Source organism: Nocardia sp. NPDC004654 (genome assembly GCF_040609595.1).
In the GTDB taxonomy this organism is placed as follows: domain Bacteria; phylum Actinomycetota; class Actinomycetes; order Mycobacteriales; family Mycobacteriaceae; genus Nocardia.
Genome location: NZ_JBEXKI010000009.1, coordinates 379,535 through 399,647, shown reverse-complemented (window position 1 = coordinate 399,647; position 20,113 = coordinate 379,535). Strand labels below are relative to the sequence as shown.

General features: G+C 64.4%; 18 protein-coding genes and 1 pseudogene. 7 read left to right on the top strand and 12 right to left on the bottom strand.

Annotated features, from left to right (window positions below; genetic code table 11):
* Positions 1 to 106: 106 nt before the first annotated feature.
* Complete coding sequence (locus ABZV58_RS29405) at positions 107 to 1,582, top strand: hypothetical protein (protein ID WP_355003427.1); 1,476 nt, start codon at positions 107 to 109, stop codon at positions 1,580 to 1,582.
* Between the two features lie 73 nt (positions 1,583 to 1,655).
* Here the strand turns inward: ABZV58_RS29405 and ABZV58_RS29400 are convergent, their stop codons facing one another.
* From ABZV58_RS29400 to ABZV58_RS29360, 9 genes are read right to left on the bottom strand one after another with little or no spacing between them, the layout of a single operon-like run.
* Entirely contained in the window at positions 1,656 to 1,877 is a 222-nt protein-coding gene (locus ABZV58_RS29400) for a hypothetical protein (RefSeq protein ID WP_355003426.1), read from the bottom strand.
* Positions 1,874 to 2,746 (bottom strand): alpha/beta hydrolase, encoded by an 873-nt coding sequence (locus ABZV58_RS29395; protein WP_355003425.1) that lies wholly within the window; start codon positions 2,744 to 2,746, stop codon positions 1,874 to 1,876. Before ABZV58_RS29395 ends, ABZV58_RS29400 begins: the two co-directional genes overlap by 4 nt.
* On the bottom strand, positions 2,743 to 3,918 hold the full coding sequence (locus tag ABZV58_RS29390) for an acyl-CoA dehydrogenase family protein (RefSeq protein ID WP_355003424.1): 1,176 nt from the start codon (positions 3,916 to 3,918) through the stop codon (positions 2,743 to 2,745). The genes ABZV58_RS29395 and ABZV58_RS29390 overlap by 4 nt, the downstream gene beginning before the upstream one ends.
* Positions 3,915 to 5,072: a thiolase family protein gene (locus ABZV58_RS29385; protein WP_355003423.1), complete on the bottom strand. Its 1,158-nt coding sequence runs from the start codon at positions 5,070 to 5,072 to the stop codon at positions 3,915 to 3,917. The genes ABZV58_RS29390 and ABZV58_RS29385 overlap by 4 nt, the downstream gene beginning before the upstream one ends.
* The gene (locus ABZV58_RS29380; RefSeq protein WP_355003422.1) at positions 5,069 to 5,479 is read right to left on the bottom strand and encodes an OB-fold domain-containing protein; all 411 of its coding nucleotides are present in this window, start codon (positions 5,477 to 5,479) and stop codon (positions 5,069 to 5,071) included. Before ABZV58_RS29380 ends, ABZV58_RS29385 begins: the two co-directional genes overlap by 4 nt.
* Positions 5,476 to 7,026 carry an AMP-binding protein gene (locus ABZV58_RS29375; RefSeq protein ID WP_355003421.1) on the bottom strand — a complete coding sequence of 517 codons (1,551 nt, stop codon included), beginning with the start codon at positions 7,024 to 7,026 and terminating at the stop codon, positions 5,476 to 5,478. The genes ABZV58_RS29380 and ABZV58_RS29375 overlap by 4 nt, the downstream gene beginning before the upstream one ends.
* Before the next feature lie 23 nt (positions 7,027 to 7,049).
* Positions 7,050 to 7,724: an SDR family oxidoreductase gene (locus ABZV58_RS29370; protein WP_355003420.1), complete on the bottom strand. Its 675-nt coding sequence runs from the start codon at positions 7,722 to 7,724 to the stop codon at positions 7,050 to 7,052.
* A gap of 11 nt (positions 7,725 to 7,735) precedes the next feature.
* On the bottom strand, positions 7,736 to 7,942 hold the full coding sequence (locus tag ABZV58_RS29365; protein WP_355003419.1) for an SDR family NAD(P)-dependent oxidoreductase: 207 nt from the start codon (positions 7,940 to 7,942) through the stop codon (positions 7,736 to 7,738).
* 1 nt (position 7,943) lies between these two features.
* On the bottom strand, positions 7,944 to 8,726 hold the full coding sequence (locus ABZV58_RS29360; RefSeq protein WP_355003418.1) for a crotonase/enoyl-CoA hydratase family protein: 783 nt from the start codon (positions 8,724 to 8,726) through the stop codon (positions 7,944 to 7,946).
* Positions 8,727 to 9,332: 606 nt separating this feature from the next.
* Between ABZV58_RS29360 and ABZV58_RS29355 the strand changes: the two genes are divergently transcribed.
* The 3 genes from ABZV58_RS29355 (at position 9,333) to ABZV58_RS29345 (ending at position 13,416) form a co-directional block, all read left to right on the top strand.
* Positions 9,333 to 10,694, top strand: a complete 1,362-nt coding sequence (locus ABZV58_RS29355; protein ID WP_355003417.1) for an MFS transporter — start codon at positions 9,333 to 9,335, stop codon at positions 10,692 to 10,694.
* 152 nt (positions 10,695 to 10,846) lie between these two features.
* On the top strand, positions 10,847 to 11,554 hold the full coding sequence (locus ABZV58_RS29350) for a hypothetical protein (RefSeq protein ID WP_355003416.1): 708 nt from the start codon (positions 10,847 to 10,849) through the stop codon (positions 11,552 to 11,554).
* Positions 11,555 to 11,781: 227 nt separating this feature from the next.
* The gene (locus ABZV58_RS29345; RefSeq protein ID WP_355003415.1) at positions 11,782 to 13,416 is read left to right on the top strand and encodes a long-chain fatty acid--CoA ligase; all 1,635 of its coding nucleotides are present in this window, start codon (positions 11,782 to 11,784) and stop codon (positions 13,414 to 13,416) included.
* 224 nt (positions 13,417 to 13,640) lie between these two features.
* On the opposite strand, the gene ABZV58_RS29340 is transcribed toward ABZV58_RS29345, so the two are convergent.
* Positions 13,641 to 14,894: an oxygenase MpaB family protein gene (locus ABZV58_RS29340; RefSeq protein ID WP_355003414.1), complete on the bottom strand. Its 1,254-nt coding sequence runs from the start codon at positions 14,892 to 14,894 to the stop codon at positions 13,641 to 13,643.
* A 95-nt stretch (positions 14,895 to 14,989) separates the two neighbouring features.
* Here ABZV58_RS29340 and ABZV58_RS29335 point away from each other — a divergent pair, with 95 nt between their 5' ends.
* A complete protein-coding gene (locus tag ABZV58_RS29335; protein WP_355003413.1) occupies positions 14,990 to 15,640 on the top strand; it encodes a TetR/AcrR family transcriptional regulator in 651 nt (216 codons plus the stop codon).
* Positions 15,641 to 15,919: 279 nt separating this feature from the next.
* Positions 15,920 to 17,030, top strand: a pseudogene (locus tag ABZV58_RS29330) (IS701 family transposase); the annotation flags it as partial.
* 317 nt (positions 17,031 to 17,347) lie between these two features.
* Here ABZV58_RS29330 and ABZV58_RS29325 read toward each other — a convergent pair.
* Positions 17,348 to 17,833 (bottom strand): hypothetical protein, encoded by a 486-nt coding sequence (locus ABZV58_RS29325; RefSeq protein WP_355003412.1) that lies wholly within the window; start codon positions 17,831 to 17,833, stop codon positions 17,348 to 17,350.
* A 101-nt stretch (positions 17,834 to 17,934) separates the two neighbouring features.
* On the opposite strand from ABZV58_RS29325, the gene ABZV58_RS29320 reads away from it, so the two are divergent.
* The gene (locus ABZV58_RS29320; protein WP_355003411.1) at positions 17,935 to 18,324 is read left to right on the top strand and encodes a hypothetical protein; all 390 of its coding nucleotides are present in this window, start codon (positions 17,935 to 17,937) and stop codon (positions 18,322 to 18,324) included.
* A gap of 262 nt (positions 18,325 to 18,586) precedes the next feature.
* Here ABZV58_RS29320 and ABZV58_RS29315 read toward each other — a convergent pair whose 3' ends face one another.
* Complete coding sequence (locus ABZV58_RS29315) at positions 18,587 to 20,041, bottom strand: aldehyde dehydrogenase family protein (RefSeq protein WP_355003410.1); 1,455 nt, start codon at positions 20,039 to 20,041, stop codon at positions 18,587 to 18,589.
* Positions 20,042 to 20,113: the final 72 nt, after the last annotated feature.

The following is a 20,113-nucleotide window of genomic DNA, read 5'->3' as shown; positions in this document are numbered from 1 at the left end:
CGGCTACGCCCGCGCCAACCCGATCACGACACCGGCTTCACTCCAGGAGCACGCTGGTATGTCCCTGGCGAGCTCACCACTTTCTCGACACCGGTAGGTCGATGAGATGTCTGCCGCTGAGTGGTCGGTGTCCGACGCCGACGCCTTCCCCGTCGTCGAGTCATCGCCCGAGGATCTCGCTGTACTGCGGCGCCTGCTCGACCTGGCATTGCAGCCACCGGACAGGTTCGACGGCTTCTCCCAAGTCGACCAACTCATGCTGGGCGCCCTGCGCTATCAGCTCAACGGCCTGAGCTGGGCGCTGTCGCTGGCACAAGCAACACGCACGCCCGCGTTCACCGGCTACCTGGCCGATGCGCAACGAGCGGCCATCCTGAAGATGTGCGACAAGAAAGTGTGGGGGTACTGGGCGTACCAGGAATTGGTCGGCTACGGACGCTGGAACCCCGACCCCATCGCACACGCCAACGTCATGTACTCCGGCTACCTCGGCGTCATGATCGGGCTGTACGAAACGCTGAACGCTGATCGTTCGCTCGACCGAGCCGACGCCTTGACGCTGCGCTGGAACCGCACCAAAACCTACCACTACGGTTTCCACAGCCTGGCCGAGGCGATCCAGCGAAACATGCTGGAACGACCGGACTCTCCGCAATATCCGTGCGAACCGCATCTCATCTACCCGATCTGCAACACCTTCGCCCTCAACACTCTGCACATCCACGACCGCCTGCACGGAACCGACCTCAGCGGTGATCTCGCCCAGCGGGTTCGCGCCAGCTACGAGCGCGATCGCTGGCGTCGGCTCGACGGCAGGTTCCTCACGGGCCGCATACGTTCGGGCATCGCGTCACTACCGCCGTCGCTCGCCAACGACGCCTGGATGACCTACTGGCTGCATCCCCTGATGCCCGGCCTCGCCCAGCAGACCTGGACGATGATCCGTGACCGCCACCTCACCATCGCCAACGGCAAGGTGCTATTCCCCAAAAGCTTCGAACACCGCATCGACGTCGGAAACTACAGCCTCCGACGCGGCGGCGGACCGACCTACGCGATGGTGTTGCAGGCGGCGCGCGAAATGGGTGCCGACGAAATCCACTCCGCTCTCGATCACCAAGTGCGCCAACGCTATCCGCTGCTATACGCGGGCGCGGCAGCAAGACATCAGGGCCTGTCGAACTTGGCGGACCTGCTGGTCGCCATGGCGCGATTCGGCGGCAGGGGCGTCATGGCCGCCCTCGTCAACGGCAAGCTGCCCGCCCCCTGGACACGCGGACCTATCCTCGCCAGTGCGCCCTACCCGGACGTTCTCGTCGCGCGCGCCGAAACCGACGGCCACGGACTGTTTCTGGTGCTGCGGCCGGGTAACGGACCGGTCGAGACAACGCTCGGCCTCGAACGACTGGTCCCCGACACCGAATACGTCGTCACCGGCGCGAGTGTGGCGCGGATACGCACCCGCCATGACGGCACCGCCTCCGTCCGGACGGCCCTGCGTGGTCGAACCGCGGTGAGCATCGTTCCCGGCCCGCGGGTCGCGGGTGGCCTATACCGCGCCGACGATTTCACGAACGACTGACCATTCGGACGGATCGACGCTACAGGCCGAGCGCAGCTCGCTGATCAACCTGACCCATTCGTGGTATCGCTGGTCACGGCCCGAGGAACAGTCGTTCGCACGGCAGGCGCGGCAGCAACCGACAGTTGTCGATGTTGCCACGTGTCAATTCGATGGTGCACCAGCGCTTTTGGCCCCAATCATGGATCAAGTTGGGTATTGCCGCAGCGGTGGCCGTGTAGTCGAAGACCACGTCGGCCAACCAAATTCGCACGTGAACATCACCTTCGGGCGGGAACCATCCTCCGGTAGTCATAGCCGGTCCAAGAACGACACAAGCTTCGCGGCGAAGACATCGTTGTCATCGCCCGCGACCATATGCCCAGCGCCGCCGACATCGGCGACTTCGGCGTGGGGTATGAGACTACGCATGACTTCGACGCCTTGGTCGGTGGCGATATCGGATGCTGTGCCGCGAATCAGCAAGGTGGGCACGCTGACCCGCCGCGCCGCCTGCTCGAGAATGTCTTGCAGACCCGCGGCGGTGACATCGTTCCGCGCCCGGAAGAACCGTGGGTCCCAGTGCCAGTACCAGCGGCCGTCGGGGCCGCGGCGCAGGTTCTTCTGTAATCCGTCGACGTTGCCAGGTGTCTTGCGATTCGGGTTGTATGCCGACACCGCGCGAGCGACCGCGTCGAGATCGTCGAATCCGTCCGGCGCGGCGTTCACGAAACGCCGGATTCGCTCGATGCCTTCGACTTCGACCTTCGGGGTGACATCGACAAGCACGAGCGCCGAAGCCAGGCCGGGATCGGACGCCAGGGCCATCATGCTGGTCGCACCACCCACCGACGCACCGACGAGAACGGGCCTGTTCACTCCGGTGCGCTCGCGTAGTTGCACTACCACCCTCGCGACATCACCGGCGAGATCCTCGAAAGCGTACTCGGCGGAGGACGACCAGTCGCTCGCGCCGTGACCACGCGCATCGAAGGTTGCGACGGTGTAACCATCACGGTGGAGGTTCTGCGCCGAGCGGCGCCACGAATGGCGGGTTTGTCCGCCGCCGTGGGCCAAGAGCACGACCTGCCGGCATCCGGGCGCGACCCATAGATCCCCAGCCAGCCGCCCCGCACCGCCGGTGAAGCTCGTCTCGGTTGTGTCGGTGTTTTGGTCGGCGGTCATCGGGATGCTCCGATTCCGTGGTCCTGGGCAGCGATGTGACGACCGATGATGTCTTTCATGATCTCGTTCGTGCCCCCGTAAATAGGTTGGATGCGGGCGTCGGCGAACGATCGTGCGATGGGGTATTCACGCATGTACCCGTACCCGCCGTGCAGCTGCAGGCACCGATCGACGATTCGTTGATGTAGATCGGTGATCCAGTACTTGGCCTTGGCCGCATCGACCGCGGTCAGTTCGCCTGCGTTGAGGAGGATCACGGCGCGATCGAGCAATGAGGTTGCGGCGTCGAGGTCGGTCTCGAGTTCGGCGAGGGTGAATCGCGTGGCCTGGAAATCGCCGATGGGCTGTCCGAATGCTGATCGTTCGAAGCAGTAGCGGCGTGTCCAGCCGAGCGCGGCGGCCGAGGCCGCCACCGAGGTGGCGGCGATCGACATCCGTTCGCGCGGAAGACGTTCCATCACATGGGCCAGCCCTCTGCCCACCGTACCGAGCACATCGGCGTCGGTGAGTACGAGGTGGTCGAACACCAACTCGGCAGTGTCGTTGCCATGTAACCCGAGCTTGTCGAGTTTGCGGCCGCGGTGGAATCCAGGGCGGTCGGCGGGCACGACGAAGATGCCGTAGCCACCCGTGTCGGGGGTGGGCTCGATCTTCGCCAGTACTACCACGACGTCGGCCAGGATGCCGTTGGTGATGAAGATCTTCGAGCCGTTCAAGATCCACCTGTCGCCGTCTCGGCGTGCGACGGTGCGGATTCCGCGTAGATCGCTGCCCGCGCCGGGCTCGGTCAACGCCAGTGATCCGATCGCAGTGCCCGCGCACAGGCGGGGCAGCCATGTGTGGCGCTGTTCATGGCTGCCCAGATCGACCAGGTAAGGCACCACGAGGTCATCCTGAACGCTGAGACCGGCGTTGAGCGAGTTCGCTCCGGCCCGGCACAGCTCCTCCATCACCACCATCCGGTAGCGGAAATCCGGTACACCGCCGCCGCCGTATTGCTCTGGCACCGCGATCCCGATCAGGCCGAGATCGCCGGCAGCCGTCCATGCGGAACGATCGACCAGACCTTGTTCGTCCCAGCGTTCCCAGTGCGGCGCCACCTCCTTGTCGACGTAGGCAGCGACGGTGGCGCGGAAATCCTCGTGCTCTGTGTCGTACACCAGACGCTTCACGCCGAAACCTCTGATGCCTGCAAGATATGCACGGCGCACACAGCGCCCAGACCGACCATGTGCGCCAATCCGGTTCGCGCACCGGGATGCTGGCGAGGTCCGGCCTCACCGCGGATCTGGGTGGTGATTTCACCGATCTGGCCCACGCCGGTCGGGCCGATGGGGTGGCCGGACCCGAGCAGGCCGCCCGAGGTATTGACCGCTACCCGGCCACCGCGATCGAAGTCGCCCTTGGACAAGGCTGCCGCCGCCTTGCCTTCCTCGACCAGCCCCATTGCCTCGACGTACTGCAACTCCTCGATGGTGAAGGCGTCGTGAAGCTCGACCACGTCGAGATCGTGCGGGCTGATCTCGGCCTGTTCGTAGGCGGCCCTCACCGTAGCGCGGGTCAGTTCCGCGTCGAAGCTTCGTGCGCCGTAGAGCTCTTCGCTGCGCAGTACCGACGACAGCACTCGCACACACCGGGATCGGTCCAGCCCGAGCATGTCGATCGCGTCGTCGGAGACGACGACTACCGCAGCAGCGCCCTCACCGATCGGGCAGCACTGCAAGCGGGTCAGTGGTCCAGCCAGCGTGGGCCCGGCGAGCACTTCCTCGATAGAGCGCGCCTTGGGGCGCTGGGCGTTGGGGTTCAATGCGGCGTTCGCGTAGTTCTTCACCGCCACCGCCGCGAGCTGATCGGGCGTCGCCGCATAGCGGTCGAGGTATTCCGAGGCCAACAACGCGAAATGCGCCATCGGCGGGACATAGGCAGCGGCCAGGGAAGGTACGGCCGTGGGCTGACCAGCTGCGCCGGAGGTCGGCAACTTGTCGATTCCCAGCACTAGCGAGACGTCGCTAGTGCCGGCGGCCACGTCGTGACAGGCGAGGCGGAAGGCCGTGGATCCCGAAGCGGACGCGTTCTCGACCTGCATCATCGGTATCCCGGTCACACCAAGGTGCTTGTAGAGAGGCCGCGACGCCGCCATACCGAGCAAAGCGGTCGCGGTGTAGGCGCTGTCGACGGCCCGCCACCCTATCCCGGCGTCACCGAGTGACTGACGCACGGCGGTCAGCCCTAACTGGATGTAGGGGGTGTTGCTGGGTTTCTGGAAGCGGTGCCAGCCCACGCCGGCCACGTAGACCGGCCGCTGCTGGGCGAGAGTGATCTTCACGCGTCCCCCTTGGGAATCAGCGGGGTGAAGCGCAGTTCGGCGACCTGCTCGTCCCCACGGGCGACGGGCACGGTGATCGCGCGCACGCGGGTGCCGATTTGCGCCTGCGGTGCGTCGACCAGTACCGAACGCACCAATGGTCCTTCTTCGAGCACGATCGACGCCAGCAGGTAGGGAGTCACGACCTTCGGGTCGAGGTGGGCGTGGATCCGGGTGATCGCCGAAATGACCCCGGTGCCGCACAATTCGATCCGCGTTACGCGGTCGCCGTGGTCACCGTTGTACTCGGATCCATACTCCTGGAAGGGAAAGGACACGAAACCAGTCGAGTCGCACAGACCGAACAAGGTAGGGACACCGTCGTCGTCGACGTCGTAGAGGTCGGGCTCCGCCGAGATCATGTTCATGCCTTGACATCCCGGGCGCTCAGGTAGTTCTCACGCAGAACCCGTTTGAGGGTCTTGCCCATCGAATTGGTCGGAATCTCGTCGATGAACTCGATCACGCGCGGCCACTTGTATTTGGCCAGCTTGCCCTCACAGAACGCCAGAATGTCCTCGGCGGTGACGCTGGTGCCGGGAACGGTCTGAACGAACGCAATCGGCTGTTCGCCGTGATCGTCATCGGGCACCCCGATTACTGCGACATTGGTGACCAGCGGGTGTGTCACGATCACCGCCTCGCTCTCGGCGGGATAGATGTTCACGCCACCGGCGATGATCATGTCGATGATGCGGTCGGACAGGTACAACACCCCTTCGTCGTCGAGGTAACCGGCATCACCAGTGAAGTAGTAGCCCTCAGTGTCGATCTTGTCCGCGCCGAGTGGACCGCGGCCGATATAGCCGCTGATGACTGCGGGGGTCTTGGCTGTGATCTCACCAGCGGTCCCCACCGGGACCGGTCGGCCGGACTCGTCGACGATACGTACCTGGACCTGCCGGAAGGGCACCCCGGTCGCGGAGGGCTTGCGTCGCAACAGCTCCGGCGTGGCACCGGCGATCATGCCTGCTTCGGTCGCGCCGTAGATCTCGTGGACGACGTCACCGAAGACCTCCATGGCCTGCTGTTTGAGCTGGGCGCTGAACGGCGCCGCCCCGCCGAGCAGGAAACGCAGCGTGGAGATGTCGTAGCGCTCTCGGACCTCGTTGGGCAACTTCAGGATCCGGTGCAGCATTGTCGGCACCGAAACCCAGTGGGTGATGCGGTGGCGCGCGATCAGCGCCAGTACCTCCTCGGCGTCGAAGCGGCGCTGGAAGACGACCGTTCCGCCGGTGGCGAGCGCGAATTCGGTGTAGGAGGGCCCCGCCCCGTGGTGCATCGGCAGGTTGATCAGTGTCCTATTACCTGGACCACCCGCCGCGAAGTCGAACTGCACCGAGGTTCGGTAGTCACGCAGCACCGCCTCGTCGACGTCGGTCTGGAAGCTGGCTAGCGGCGCCCCCTTGGGCGCACCGGTGGTGCCCGAGGAATAGATGATCAACGGGGCCAACGACTTCGCGACCCGATTCTGTTCCTCGCCCTCCTCGATCAAGTCGGCCAGCAGTTCGGTGCCTTCAGCCGAGACATCGACCGAAACAACGACTTTGAGGTCCAGCGATCTCCAGGCTTCGACGACTGTCGACGGTTCAGGATCGTCGATCACCGCGGCCTTCACCTCGCAGTCGCTGGCGATGTACAGCGACTCCGGCGGCGAGAGCCGGTAATTCACGGCGACGATGACTGCTCCGAGCTTGGATAGGGCCAGCGAGACGATCAGCCATTCCAGGCGGGTATGCATGCGCACCGCGACGCGATCGCCTGCGGTGACGCCCCGGCGGGCGAGCGAACTGGCCAAGCGGTCGGCACGCGAGTTCCACTCACGCCAGCTCAGTGTCCGTTCGCCTTCGGTGGCGCACACGGCGTCGAGGTCGTCAGGCGAGTAGATCGGCGACGGAGTAAGTGTTGAGGTCATGGAAACTCCTCGGTCGGGCATGGTCAGGACAGTCCGCCGCGGGCACCACCGCTGACAGGGATGACTTGACCGGTCACGAAATTGGACAGCGGCGAGGCGAGCCAGAGAATCGCATCGGCGGCCTCCTGGATGGTTCCGGTGCGCCCCAATGCAGAGCCGAACATCGGACGCGGCGCGAACATGTCACGCTCCTCGGTCGGATCGAAACCCATGGCGGCCAGCGTCTTGTCGGGCACGCCGAGAACGATCTCGCGGCCACCGACCTGGATGGTCTGCTGAGCCGACTGCGGTGCACCGAACCGAGTCTGGATCACACCGAACGCGACGGCGTTGACGTTCACGTTCGACGGACCCCACTCGCTGGCCAGCGTCTTGGTCAGACCGATCAGACCCGCCTTCGCAGCGGCATAGTTGCCCGCGCCGGGCGGGCCGAAGCTCGCAGCCAGCGAGGTGACGTTGACGATCTTGCGGTAGCGCGGGGTTCCCTCTTTGGCTTCGGCCCGTCCGGCGTCGCGGAAGTACGGTGCCGCTGCGCGGCAGAGCCGGAAGGGCGCCAGCAGGTGGATATCGATCATCGCCTGGAACTGCTCGTCGGTCATGTGGTGAAGCGGAGCATCCCAGAAATAGCCAGCACTGTTGACGATGATGTCGATCCCTTCACCAGCTCCTGCGGCGAACTCGACAAGCGCGTCCGGCACCGAAGCATCGGTCAGGTCCCCAGCGAAGCCAACCGAGCCATTGCCGTCTCGTCGGCCACTTCCTTGGCCAAGTCACCGTCGAGGTCGGCGACCACGACGCGAGCCCCGCTGGCGGCCAGCGCCTCAGCGGTCGCTCGACCGATGCCGTTGCCCGCCCCGGTGACGATCGCGGTCTTTCCATCGAGCAGCTTGCTGCTCAGGGTAGGGGTGGTCAGCATGTCAGCGGCCCTTCCATTGCGGCGCACGCTTCTCGATGAAAGCGCGAATTCCTTCTTGGGTGTCCTCGGATCGAATCGCCGGACCGGCGAACTCCATCTGCTTGTGCCAGGCATCCTCGTCGGCCCAGTCGTAGCTGTGCCGAACGATGGCCTTGCTTGCCGCGACGGCCAAGGGGCCGGCGGCCACAATCTCGGCGGCCAACTCCAGCGCCGCCTCGACGGCATGTCCTGCCGGGACGAGCCGGTTGACCAGCCCCATACGGTGCAATTCGCTGGCGGGCAACGGTTTGCCGGTCAACGCCAGTTCCATTGCCACGTTGAACGGGATCTTGCGGGGCAACCGGAACAACCCTCCGCCGATCGCGACAAGAGCGCGGGCGGCCTCGGGGATGCCCATCCGCGTCGCTTCGGTCGCAACGACCAGGTCACACGCCAAGCACAGCTCGAAGCCGCCGGCCAACGCGTCGCCCTCGACAGCAGCGATGAGCGGCTTGGTCGGCGGCGACGCCATCACGCCGAAGCCGCCGCGGCGCTCGGTTGCGCCCATGTCCCCGATAGCAGCGGCCTTGAGGTCTTGGCCGGCCGAGAACGTCGGCCCGGCACCGGTGATGATCGCGACCCGTAGGTCATCGTCGGCTTCGAAGTCGTCGATCACCGATTCCATCGCCTGCGCCGTGGCACCATCGAAGGCATTGCGCCGCTCGGTGCGATTGATCGTGATCAGCAGCACTCGACCGTCCAATTTGTGCTCGGTGAGTATCACGCTGCCTGCGGCATCGGTCATGAAGCGTTCCTTTGTGCTGGTTGTGAGACACGACATCCGTGGCGGGAGTCACACAGACACTATAGATACTAGCTGGCCGACTAGCAAGTTTTCATTTTGCACGATTCGAACCGCCGCAAGCGCCCGAAGTACCGCCAGGCGCAGCATCGCCCGCATCCCGCGCCTGGCCCCTCCTGAACCGAACGCGCCACCCCACCAGCTCGCCGAGGTACCGGTACCCGAGGTGGCCGCCACCGCCGAGACGATCGCCCCCTACCGTGGCCTCGACCCTCGATGCCATCACCGGCTTACCCTCCGCGGTGCTCAACAGCAGCTGGGATCTGCTCGGCTGGAGCACCGCCGCCACGGCGTCCGTCGACCACCGACTCCAAAACAACCTTCGCCCGCGACACCAGCACCAGGCGCCAGACGTCTGCACCCGTGCCGGGCAGTCGCCCGCGCGAGTCCTGCACAGTGTTGCGGCAACCAGCGGACCATCGTCTAGTTCGTGACCCGGTTTACCGATAGCAGGAGAAGTCTTGACGTGGTGCCCATCACACGCCACTCTACTCTAACTAACGCAAGTTAGTCCGGTCGCGACCGTGCTCATCATCGAAAGACATTCACATGACCGCTGAACCACTGGCAACCACGAGCGCCAGTCGCTCGATGTTCTCCCCCACGATGCACCTGCGACGAGTCGCCGGTGCATCCATGATCGGAACCGCGATCGAGTTCTACGACTTCTTCATCTACGGGACTGCCGCGGCACTGGTGTTCGGACCGCTGTTCTTCCCCGTTCTGGGCGAGTCCGCGGCGTCGGTAGCAGCCTTCGCCACCTTCGGCGTCGCGTTCTTCTTCCGGCCACTCGGAGCGATCATCTTCGGCCACCTCGGCGATCGTCTCGGCCGCAAACGCACACTGGTCTACACACTGACCATCATGGGGCTCTCCACGTTCGCGATCGGCCTGACGCCCACCGCGTCGACCATCGGCATAGCAGCGCCCATCGCACTCGTCGTGCTGCGCGCTCTGCAGGGGATTGCCGTAGGCGGCGAATGGGCAGGCGCCGCTCTGCTCACCGCGGAGTACGCCCCGCAGGAGCGGCGCGGCTACTACAGCATGTTTCCGCAACTGGGCCCCGGCGTGGCGATGGTCCTGTCCAGCGGCACCTTCCTTTTCGCGGACGCCGCGCTGAGCCCAACTGCCTTCACCGCATGGGGTTGGCGGATTCCGTTCCTGCTGAGTTTCGTGTTGTTGGGCGTCGGGCTCTATGTCCGCCTCAAAGTAGAAGAGACGCCGACCTTCCGAACGTCGACCGCACGCGGCGAACTCGTCCGATTCCCCTTTGCCCAAGCGGCGCGCCACGAATGGCGCAACATGTTGTTGGCCGGCGGAACACTGACGATGACGCTGGGCTTCTTCTACATCGGCGCGGTCTTTCTCACCAGCTACGCGGGGACGGCACCCGGTGTAGGCGTGCTGGGACTCGATCGGAGCACAGTCCTGATCGGCGGAATTCTGGGTGCGGTGGCGATGATGGTCATGGTGTACCTATCCGCGCGTGCTTCCGACCGTTTCGGTCGTCGCCGTGTTGTCCTGGTCGGCACCATCACATCCATCGCGGCCGGCCCCGCCGCCTTCGTCATCATGGAGCCAGGCGACTCAGGAGCCTTCCTGATCGCCATCACGCTGCTGCTGGGAATTTTGGGCATCCCCTACGGCCCCGCTGCGGCATATCTGCCCGAGATCTTCCGGACCGAGTACCGCTACACCGGTGCGGGTGTCGGCTATAACCTCGCCGGCATCCTCGGTGGCGCGCTCCCCCTCATCGTGGCGCCGCCGCTCGCAGAGAAGTTCGGCGACATCGGAGTCGGAATGTACCTGGCCGCCCTCGGGCTGGTGAGCACCGTATCGATGCTGGCCATCCGTGAGACGCGGGATGTCACGCTCGAACCATCAGCTACTGATGAGATACGTGCCGACTGAGTGGCCATCACCCATCCGGCCTGACCGCTGTGCGGGCCATTTGGTCGCACCGCGGAGCGAAACCGCCTCGTCGACAGACCATTTACGTTCGCGTTGCCGTTGCGATGACGTGCGCCCGCAGACCCCACCTCGATGAAAGATTCACCGAAACCATGAAGATCACCAAGATCGCCCTCGCCACCATCGGCCTGTTGACCACCGGCATCGCCGCCGCCACCACCGTGCACGCGGCCCCGAGCGCGGAGCAGCCGTCGATCGGCTTCACCGCCGAAGTGGTCGACGGCGCCTCGCACATCACCACCGAAGCCGGTGCGCTGGTCGCCGAGGACGGCGCGTTCAAGGTGGTGGCCGCGGACGGCACCACCGTCGCCGCCATTCCTCTGCACTTTCAGCTCGATGACTTCGAGTTCCCGATCGCCGCCGAGATCATCGGCCGCAGCGCCACCCTAACTCCGCAACTCGACCCGGCCAAGGCCGTGTACAAGCCGATCGCCCTTCCGTTCGAAGAAAAGGCGCCGTGGAAGTCCGAGTATGACCGGGAGCAGGCGGCCTGGTCGCGGATGACCAGCACCATCACCCTGGGCGCCGCGGTCGGCACACTGGTGGGTGGCCTCGGTGGCGCGGCTGTCGGTTGCGTGCTCGGCGGCATCGTCGGTGCGACGGTCGCCTCGGCAACGATCATCGGATTGTTCGGTCCGTTCCTGCCCGCGGCCGCTGTCGGCTGCGCCGGCGGCATCCTCGCCATCGGCGCCCTCGGCACTGTCGCGGGCCAGATCCTGGTGACCGCACCGGTCGCGATCGGTGCCGCGATCCAGTACTTCACCACGATCAGCCAGCCTTTCAACCCGCCCGCCAAGTAGTACACGCGACGCGGTCGACGTCGCCGCATCGCTCGCGTGTCGAGGCCGAAGGGCTTGGGCCGCAGCCGAACCAACAAGCATCGTCGGGCTCGAAGGTTCCGATGTACCCGAGCCCGAGTGCGCAATCGAGCAACCCCGATCGCACGCTCGCCGGTGGTGGCGTCGGACCGTGCGGCCTCGGCGGTATTCCAGACGTGTCAATCGTCAAGATCGAGAGGTATGCACAAATGGACGGACTGATGCAGCGCAGATCGCTGGCTCTTCCTCCGGTCTTCCACCGCGCCGAGCAGATCTTCGCCCACAAGACGATGGTGACCGTGCGCCCGGATGGCGTCCGCAGCGTCACGATTGCCGCGTGGGCGCAAAGGGTGCGTCGGTTGGCGACGGTCCTCGACCAGCTGGGCCTCGATACGGGAGCGCGGGTGGGGACTTTCGCATGGAACACCCAGGAACACGTGGAGCTCTACTTCGCGGCACCGTGCAGCGGCCGCATCCTGCACACGGTAAATGTGCGCCTGTTCACTGAGCAGATCCAGTACGTCATCGAGCACGCCAGCGACGAGGCATTGTTCGTCGAGAAGTCGCTACTGCCCATCGTGTGGCCGCTCAGGAACGAACTGCCGAGGGTACGCCACTGGGTAGTTATCGATGACGGCTCTGATGTCGAGATTCCGACTGACGAGCGCGTACACGACTACGACCAGCTCCTGGCGCGGGCGGCACCTTTCGAAGGGCGTTTCGAGGTCGATGACGAAAACTCAGCCGCCGCGATCTGCTACACGTCGGGGACGACCGGGAACCCGAAGGGCGTCGTGTATTCACATCGCTCGATTCTGTTGCACTCCATGCTGAATCTAATGGCAGACCACATTGGACTGAGTGAACGCGACACGGTCCTCCCGGTCGTTCCACTGTTCCACGTCAATGCCTGGGGCCTGCCGTATGCGTCGGTGATGGCGGGCGCGACGCTCGTGTTGCCCGGGTCGCGTACCGACCCCGAATCGATCCTCGATCTCGTCGAGCGACAGCGTGTCACTGTGACAGCAGGCGTTCCGACTGTATGGAACAACGCGGTCCCACATCTGTCGCGATTCGATCTTTCCAGCCTGCGCATCGTGGTGAGTGGTGGCGCCGCCGTACCGGTCGTGCTTTCGGAGGCCTGGCGGGTGCAAGCTGGGGTGCCGATCACCCAGGCCTGGGGCATGACCGAGACCAGCCCCATGGCCAGCTTCGGTAGTCTGCGAAGCCACCATGACGACCTCGATACAGAGAGCTTGTCCATGGTTCGAGCGAGCCAGGGACAAGTCCTGCCGCTGATCGATCTTCGTCTCGTCGACACAGACTCAGGCGCCGAAGTCCCCTGGGATGGAACCTCGGTGGGAGAGCTGCAGGCATCTGGTCCATGGGTTGCCTCGGGTTATCTCGGCGACGGCGAAGGAGGCGACTCATTCACCGAGGACGGCTGGCTGCGCACCGGCGACATAGCCGGTATCGATAGCTACGGCTACATCCGACTGGTGGACCGCTCGAAGGATCTCGTCAAATCAGGTGGAGAGTGGATCTCGTCTGTCGACTTGGAGAACCACATCATGGCGCACCCCGCCGTGCTGGAGGCGGCAGTGATCGCGAAGCCGGATGAGAAGTGGTCCGAGCGTCCGGTCGCGTGTGTTGTGCTCCACGCAGATGAGCTCATCACCGGGGATGACATCCTCAACCATCTCGCGGATCGAGTTGCGAAGTGGTGGCTTCCCGATGAGGTGCACTTCCTCGACGAGATTCCCAAAACCAGCACCGGCAAATTTTCCAAGAAGACCCTGCGGGAACGCTTCTATCCCAGCGACGTGAATACGCCCCAGAGGTAATTTCGATCGCTGCGAGATGGTTTCGGGTAGGCGTCGAAACACGAAATGCTGGCGGGCTCGCGGCGCAGGGGTCAAAGTTGCTCCACCGAAGCAACCGTGACTCCCTGTTGCCGTGAGTATGTCTTTCGATTGGCAGAGCGCTGTCCCGGCGCACGCTGTGAGGTCGGGGCAGATCGCTCACGACACCATCTTCCGAGGCATCGAATCGTGGGCGATGGAGGAGACTATCTGCGTTTCGGCTCGTTTCGCGCGAGCCACGTCGCGATCCAATGATCCGCATGCCGGGTGAGTCTCCGGTTGAGGGCCGGGCTCAGTCTGGCCAGACCGTGAACGATGCCGTTGCCCGCCAGGGCGAGTGGCGGGTACCAGGGAGCCTCGTTGGGCAGACCGAGCTCGTTCATCCCGTGGGTGCCGCTGAACATGCGCTGGATGCTGAGCATTCGGTGGTGGTCAACCCGCCGCCGAACCTGCTGTGCCCACGGGTAGTTGAATTCACCCCACGTCTGCTCGAGCGAGCGGGCCAGAATTGGTGCGTTCTCCAGATCAGGACCCGGTGCAAACATCAGGATCTGGCACATGAGCCGACGACCGGCGTTTTCATCGTCGACCAGCCAATGGTCCTCGATGCCCATGAGGTAGCCGATGTAGCGCCACAGGTGCATGACGTCGCGCCCTTCTTCGGCCGAAATCCACACCCCCAGCCCACGTACGCCGAGCAGATATGTCGTGGAGAACAAGCCCAAAGTGCCGGCTTGGTCGAACTGGTTGACCGGCATGCCGAACTCGGCGACGTCCCAGTTCAGGTTCTTGTCATTGAGCAGAGACAGATTCACGAACGCGTGCATGAGGCGCACATGCACGCTCAGCTGCCAGCCCTGCTTGTTGCGATCCATGCCGTCGGGCCGGATGCACTCGTACCACCATCGCACGGTTTCGGCCACCCGCGGGCCGGCGTTGTCGCCGACCAAACGGCCGGTGGCGATGAGCTGGCGAGTGACGGCGGAGCTGTGATAGCCGCTCATCAGCGATCCGGTGGACAGCACTTCGAAGCCGGTTCTGCCCGTACGCAGGCAGGCTGCGGCACCACGCGCCAGTCGTCGATCGTCGACCCACACGGGACGGGTTTCGACTGCGGCGAAAAACTTCACCAGTGGTTCGGCGGGATCATCGAGGGTGTCGATACCTTGTGCCAGGGCTTGCCTGAATTCGAGCATTGTGACGGTCTTGTCCACCAGGATTGCACGCGCGAGTTCACCGCCGATTTTGTCCTCTGTAGCCACGGCCCGCGCCAAATGCCGCTTTTCCGATTCAGACGGTGCTACGTCGCCGCGCACCAGACGCGACAACCTGCCAAGGCTTGGGTTGGCGTCTTCCTGCGCGATGCCGAATCGGCGCGGAACGACGAATTCGGTGCTGGTTTCCAGTGTCCCAGCACTGGATGCGGCGTGCTGTTGAGAACGTGAGTCATCGATGATCATGTGCCCTGCCTCCACGGCTTTGTCGAGTGAGCGCTGTCGCGTAACCCAGTTCACACCTGTCGGCTGGACGCATACAAGTCAGGTTAGGATGTCTCATGCGGACCGAGTTAAATATGCGTGTTAAACAGCGCAGATCCCCGGTGCAGCAGCGTTCGCGAGACAGATTTGAGGCTATCGTGTCCGCCACAAGTCAGGTTTTGCGCGACCACGGGTACGGACAGTGCAGTACCGGCGCCATTGCAAAGGCGGCTGGTGTATCGAAGAGCTCGCTATATCAGTATTTTCCGGACAAGGATGCGATCATCCGTGTACTGGTCGAACGTGCTGCCGCCCGAACGAGGCTCGTCATCGATGAGCACCTCGACGAACTGTTCTGCCAGGGCCGATTTGCTCCCGACCCCGGGTTGCAGCTGCGATTGCTCGAAGCGCTCGACGAATACCGCGACATCGCCTCATCACTGATCCGCGAAGCTCCCCAGCTGGCTGTGGATCGTTACTTCATGGGTATCGAGCAAAGATGCTGTGATCTGCTCCGCGCTTACGTCAATTCGAATCCGGACCTGGACTTTTCTCCTGCCGAACTCGATGCGCTGCTGCTGGTGATCACCGCCAGCTACCGGGCGGTGTGCCACGAGTATTTGCGCAACGATTTGCGCCCGCAACGTGAATCAATCGCTGCCACTCTGTTCAATCTGACGGTCGGGGCATTGCGAGGCAACCACGAGCCGCCCGCCTCCGGCGTTTGAAATGGGCCACGCCGCGGATCGGCTCTGTCGAGACAAAGCGTCGGAATCGTCTCGGACAGAACCATATTCGTCGTTTCCGGACCGCGACGTATCGTCTTTTGGGAGCCGACTGCGAGTCGGGGAGAAGGCGCTCGAGTTTACCCTGCGAACCCAACGCGAAACACAGTGGTAAGGCGCTATGACCATGGTGGTTGTACCGGCGATGCTGCGAAAGATCGGCGGAAGCGCTAGTACTCCAGCATCACTTCGTGATGTTGTTGGGTAGCATGTGGTTTCGTGGTGGTTGATGAGGATCTGGTGGCGTGGTCGACGGGTTTGGAGGAGTTGTTCGGGCGGGTGGCGGGGCGGTTTCTACGGGCGGAGCCGCGGCGGCGGGCGCGTGCTTATGTGCGGGGTTTGTTGGCGCCGTTGGCGGGCAAGAATGGGTGGACGCTGGCCGAAGCGGCGAGTGAGCTGACCCCGGTCGGGATGCAGCGGCTGCTGAACGCGGCGGCGTGGGATGTCGACGGGGTGCGTGATGACGCGCGCGCGTATGCGGTCGAGCATCTGGGTGATCCGGATGGCGTGCTGGTTGTCGATGAGACCGGGTTTCTGAAGAAGGGGGCGAAATCGGCTGGAGTGCAACGACAGTACTCCGGCACCGCGGGCAGGGTCGAGAACTGTCAGCTCGGTGTGTTCTGCGCGTACACGACAGTGAAGGGGCGAACGCTGATCGATCGAGAGCTGTATCTGCCCAAGTCGTGGACCGGTGATCGGGATCGATGCCGCGGTGCCGGAGTGCCCGAGGAAGTCGAGTTCGCGACAAACAGGTTCTGGCTCAACGAATGCTGGCCCGCGCCCTGGACGCGGGCGTGCCTGCACGGTGGGTGACCGCCGACGAAGCCTACGGGGGTGATTCGAAGTTCCGCAGGTGGCTCGAGCGTCGCCGGATCGGGTACGTGGTCGCTGTCCCCAGCAGTGCGCCGGTGGTGTTGTCGCTTGCCGGCCGTCGCCGTGCGGGCCAGATCGTCGCCGACGCTCCACCGCGGGCGTGGAAGCGTCGTAGCTGCGGAGATGGCGCGAAAGGCCCACGGGTCTTCGACTGGGCCGTGGCGACGGTGCCGACCGCGAGCGAAGCCGGGCCGGGCTGGGGACGTTGGCTGCTGGCTCGGCGTTCACTTGCCCCCAACAGCAAAGGCGAGCTCGAAACGGCCTACTACCTGTGCGGTGCACCCGTCGGCACCAGCGACGAGGACCTCATCCGGGTCGCGGGCGCCCGTTGGGCCGTCGAGGACTGTTTCCAGACCGCGAAACCGAAGTCGGGCTCGACCAATACCAAGTCCGCCGCTACGACGCCTGGTACCGCCACATCACCCTGGCGATGCTCGCCCACACCTACCTCGCCGTGACAGCCGCTGTCTCCCCAAAAGTATTGGCAGCGAACGCATTCCACTCACACTCGGCGAGATCAGACGTCTCCTGGCACACCTGACCACCCCACTCCCGGACCCCACCCGGCTGCTCCGCTGGTCCGCCTGGCGCCGACGACACCAGCATCGGGCAAAACAAGCCGACTACCAGCGAAGAAAGGCATAACATCACGAAGTGATGCTGGAGTACTAGCACTCGACCTTAGCCCGTCTCCAACGTGCCAACCACAGCCCCCTGCGGACACGCTGCAGGGGGCTTTCGCAATCACTCGATTGACTTTGCACCGGCGACCAGGGCTCAGCCCCACTGAAAGTCGATCGGCTTCGAGGCTTCCTCCTCGGTGTAGGCCCGCGTCGGCGACTTCTGCGGCAGAACTACCTTGTAGATCTTCAGGCCCGCCGGAACCCTACGCACCTCCCACGTGAATAGGCAGCCCTGTCTATCTGGTGCCCAATTGCCGCCCACGATCTTTCCCGCCGCCACAGTGACACCCGCGCCATCGATGACCTCGATCGGACCGCCGTCGTAGATCGGCGAAGAATTCGTACCTCTGCACGACAGCCGGTCTCGCTTGGCTTCCCCTGGCGAGATCTCGTTGCGTACATCGACAGTGCGGTCCTCAACGGTTCCTGACATCGTGAACGTCTCGGGTTCGGACGAGCAGCTGGCCAGCAGCACCGAACCGGCGACCAAGCAGAACGCAAGCACGTTGTGGCGCATCATCTTTCCTCCCTGTATCGCCACAAATCGTGCCAGACCGTCGCCGAGCTGTCCGAGCAACACCGTGTTACCGTCCGGTTGGGTCGGCAATCGTAGACGCCGGGCAGCAACCCTGGTCTACTGTGAGATCCCGACATTCACACGAGATATAGGGGGAGCCAGCGATGGCATCGCCTAACCTGGGCCAAGGTCCCGAAATGCAACCAGGACAGGGATACCCCACGGCACCGGGAATGGTGCCGCAGGCTGGAATGGGGCATTCGTCGGCCATGCCCCAGCAATACGCCCAGCCTCACACCCAGCCGTTCACGCAGCCGATGCCGATGCCCGGCGGGATGTATCCGCAGGGATATCCGCAGCAGCCGGGGCCGACGTTTGTGATCAACAATGTCGCCAACGCCACTGCCGTTGCCTCGGCGCGCGGCTACGGCTACGGCCGCCGCAAACGGCAATCCTTCTGGGTCCACTTCTGGCTGTTGATGTTCACCGCAGGACTCGGCAACATCGCCTACGCCTGGTACGTGATGGACTGGAACCGCAAGCACGCGCGGTAGCTAGAAGCTTCGGACCCGGCGTCAAGGCCGCAGAAGGGCCGCACGGCCCTTCTGCGGCCATCAAATCGGCGAGCTGATCGGCGGGGTGAGGCCGACCGCCGTATTCGAACTCGTCGCCGGTCGTCCGAACGAGACCCTTTCGCGCGAGCGAGGCCGGACCTGTTCGGTCTCGCTGTACGTGCTGTAGCACCACCTGCCGACCGCATTCCCGCGCGGCCACGACAGATGCTCGAGCGTTGTACGGTTCTTTCGGTTCAGCAGGTCATGATCCGCTGGGGACGAACAGCGACTGGATCTCGCAGTAGGCGTCCAGCCCCTCGGGACCAAGCTCCCGCCCCAGGCCCGAATGTCCGAATCCGCCGAAGGGAATTCCGGGATCCAGGGCTAGGGTGGCGTTGATATAGACAGATCCGACGCGGAGCCTCCGGCCGATCGTCTCGGCGGCTGTGATGTCGGTGGTCCACACCGAACTGGAGAGTCCGTACTCGGTATCTCGGGCTATGGCGATGGCCTCCTCGACGGTGTCGTAGGCTATGACGCACACCACTGGGCCGAAGATTTCTTCCCGGGCAGCGGCCATGTCATTGGTGACGTTGGCTAGCACGGTAGGCGCTACGAAATAGCCAGTGTCGCCGACACTTCTTCCCCCGGCCGCCACCAACGCGCCTGCTGCGCGCGCGGCCTCGATGTGGCCTAGGACACGATCTCGATGCTCAGCGGTGATCATCGGTCCGACCACGGTTGTCGGGTCGCCTGGGTCGCCGACTGGAAGACCCTCAGCGGTGGCGGCAAGGATGGCGACAATCTCGTCGTAGCGTTCGCGCGGAGCCAGCACCCGACGTTGGGCGATGCAGGCCTCGCCGTTGTTGAGTGCCAGACCGGTCGCACCCAGACCCGCTGCGATCAGCTCGGCCGGCGCGTCGGCCAGAATGATGGCCGCCGCGTTGCCGCCCAATTCCAATGCATGCCTGCGAAAGTCGGCAGAACACGCTTGTGCGATGCGGCGGCCGACAGCGGTACTGCCGGTGAACCCGACCATGTCCACGTCCGGGTGCGAGACCAGGCGCTCGCTGCCCTCTAGATTCGCGGTCACCATGTTCACCACGCCCGGCGGGAATCCGGCCTCGTGCGCAGCTTCCGCCACCATGTATGCGATGAGTGGGGTCTCGGGGGATGGTTTGTAGACGACGGTGCAGCCAGCCGCCAAGGCGGGGGCCAGCTTCGACAGCGCGCCCAGCAGGGGAATGTTCCAGGGCACCAGTGCGGCGACCACTCCGACCGGACACCGCCTCACCCGCACCTCGGCCCGCGCAAGCGCGCTGGTTCGGGTTTGTTCGAACGGCTCCGCGCGAGCCAGCGAGGCGTAGTAGCGCACGAACTCGATCGCATTGGCCACGTGCACTGGCTCTGCGAACATTGCCGGGAAGCCGGCCTCTCTCGTCACGGTCGCGGCCAATTCCGCAGTGCGCGCGTTGAGTGAGTCGGCGAAGCGATTCAGGACCTCGGCGCGCTCTGTGCCAGAGAGCCTTGGCCACGGGCCCTGGTCGAAGGCCGCACGGGCGGAGGCGACCGCTCGGTCTACATCCGCGACGCCGACGGCCGGCACTTCGGCGATGACGGATCCAGTGCTGGGGTCGATTACCTCCGACCGCGTGTCGGACTTGGCCGGTTCGAAGGATCCGTCCACGTAGACGGTCTCTTTCCGCTCGATGCTCACGGGGTGCCTCCTTGCTTCGAGTTGCTCGCGTCACAGCCGATCCTCGCGGCCGTTTCAGCTGAGCCGGTGAAT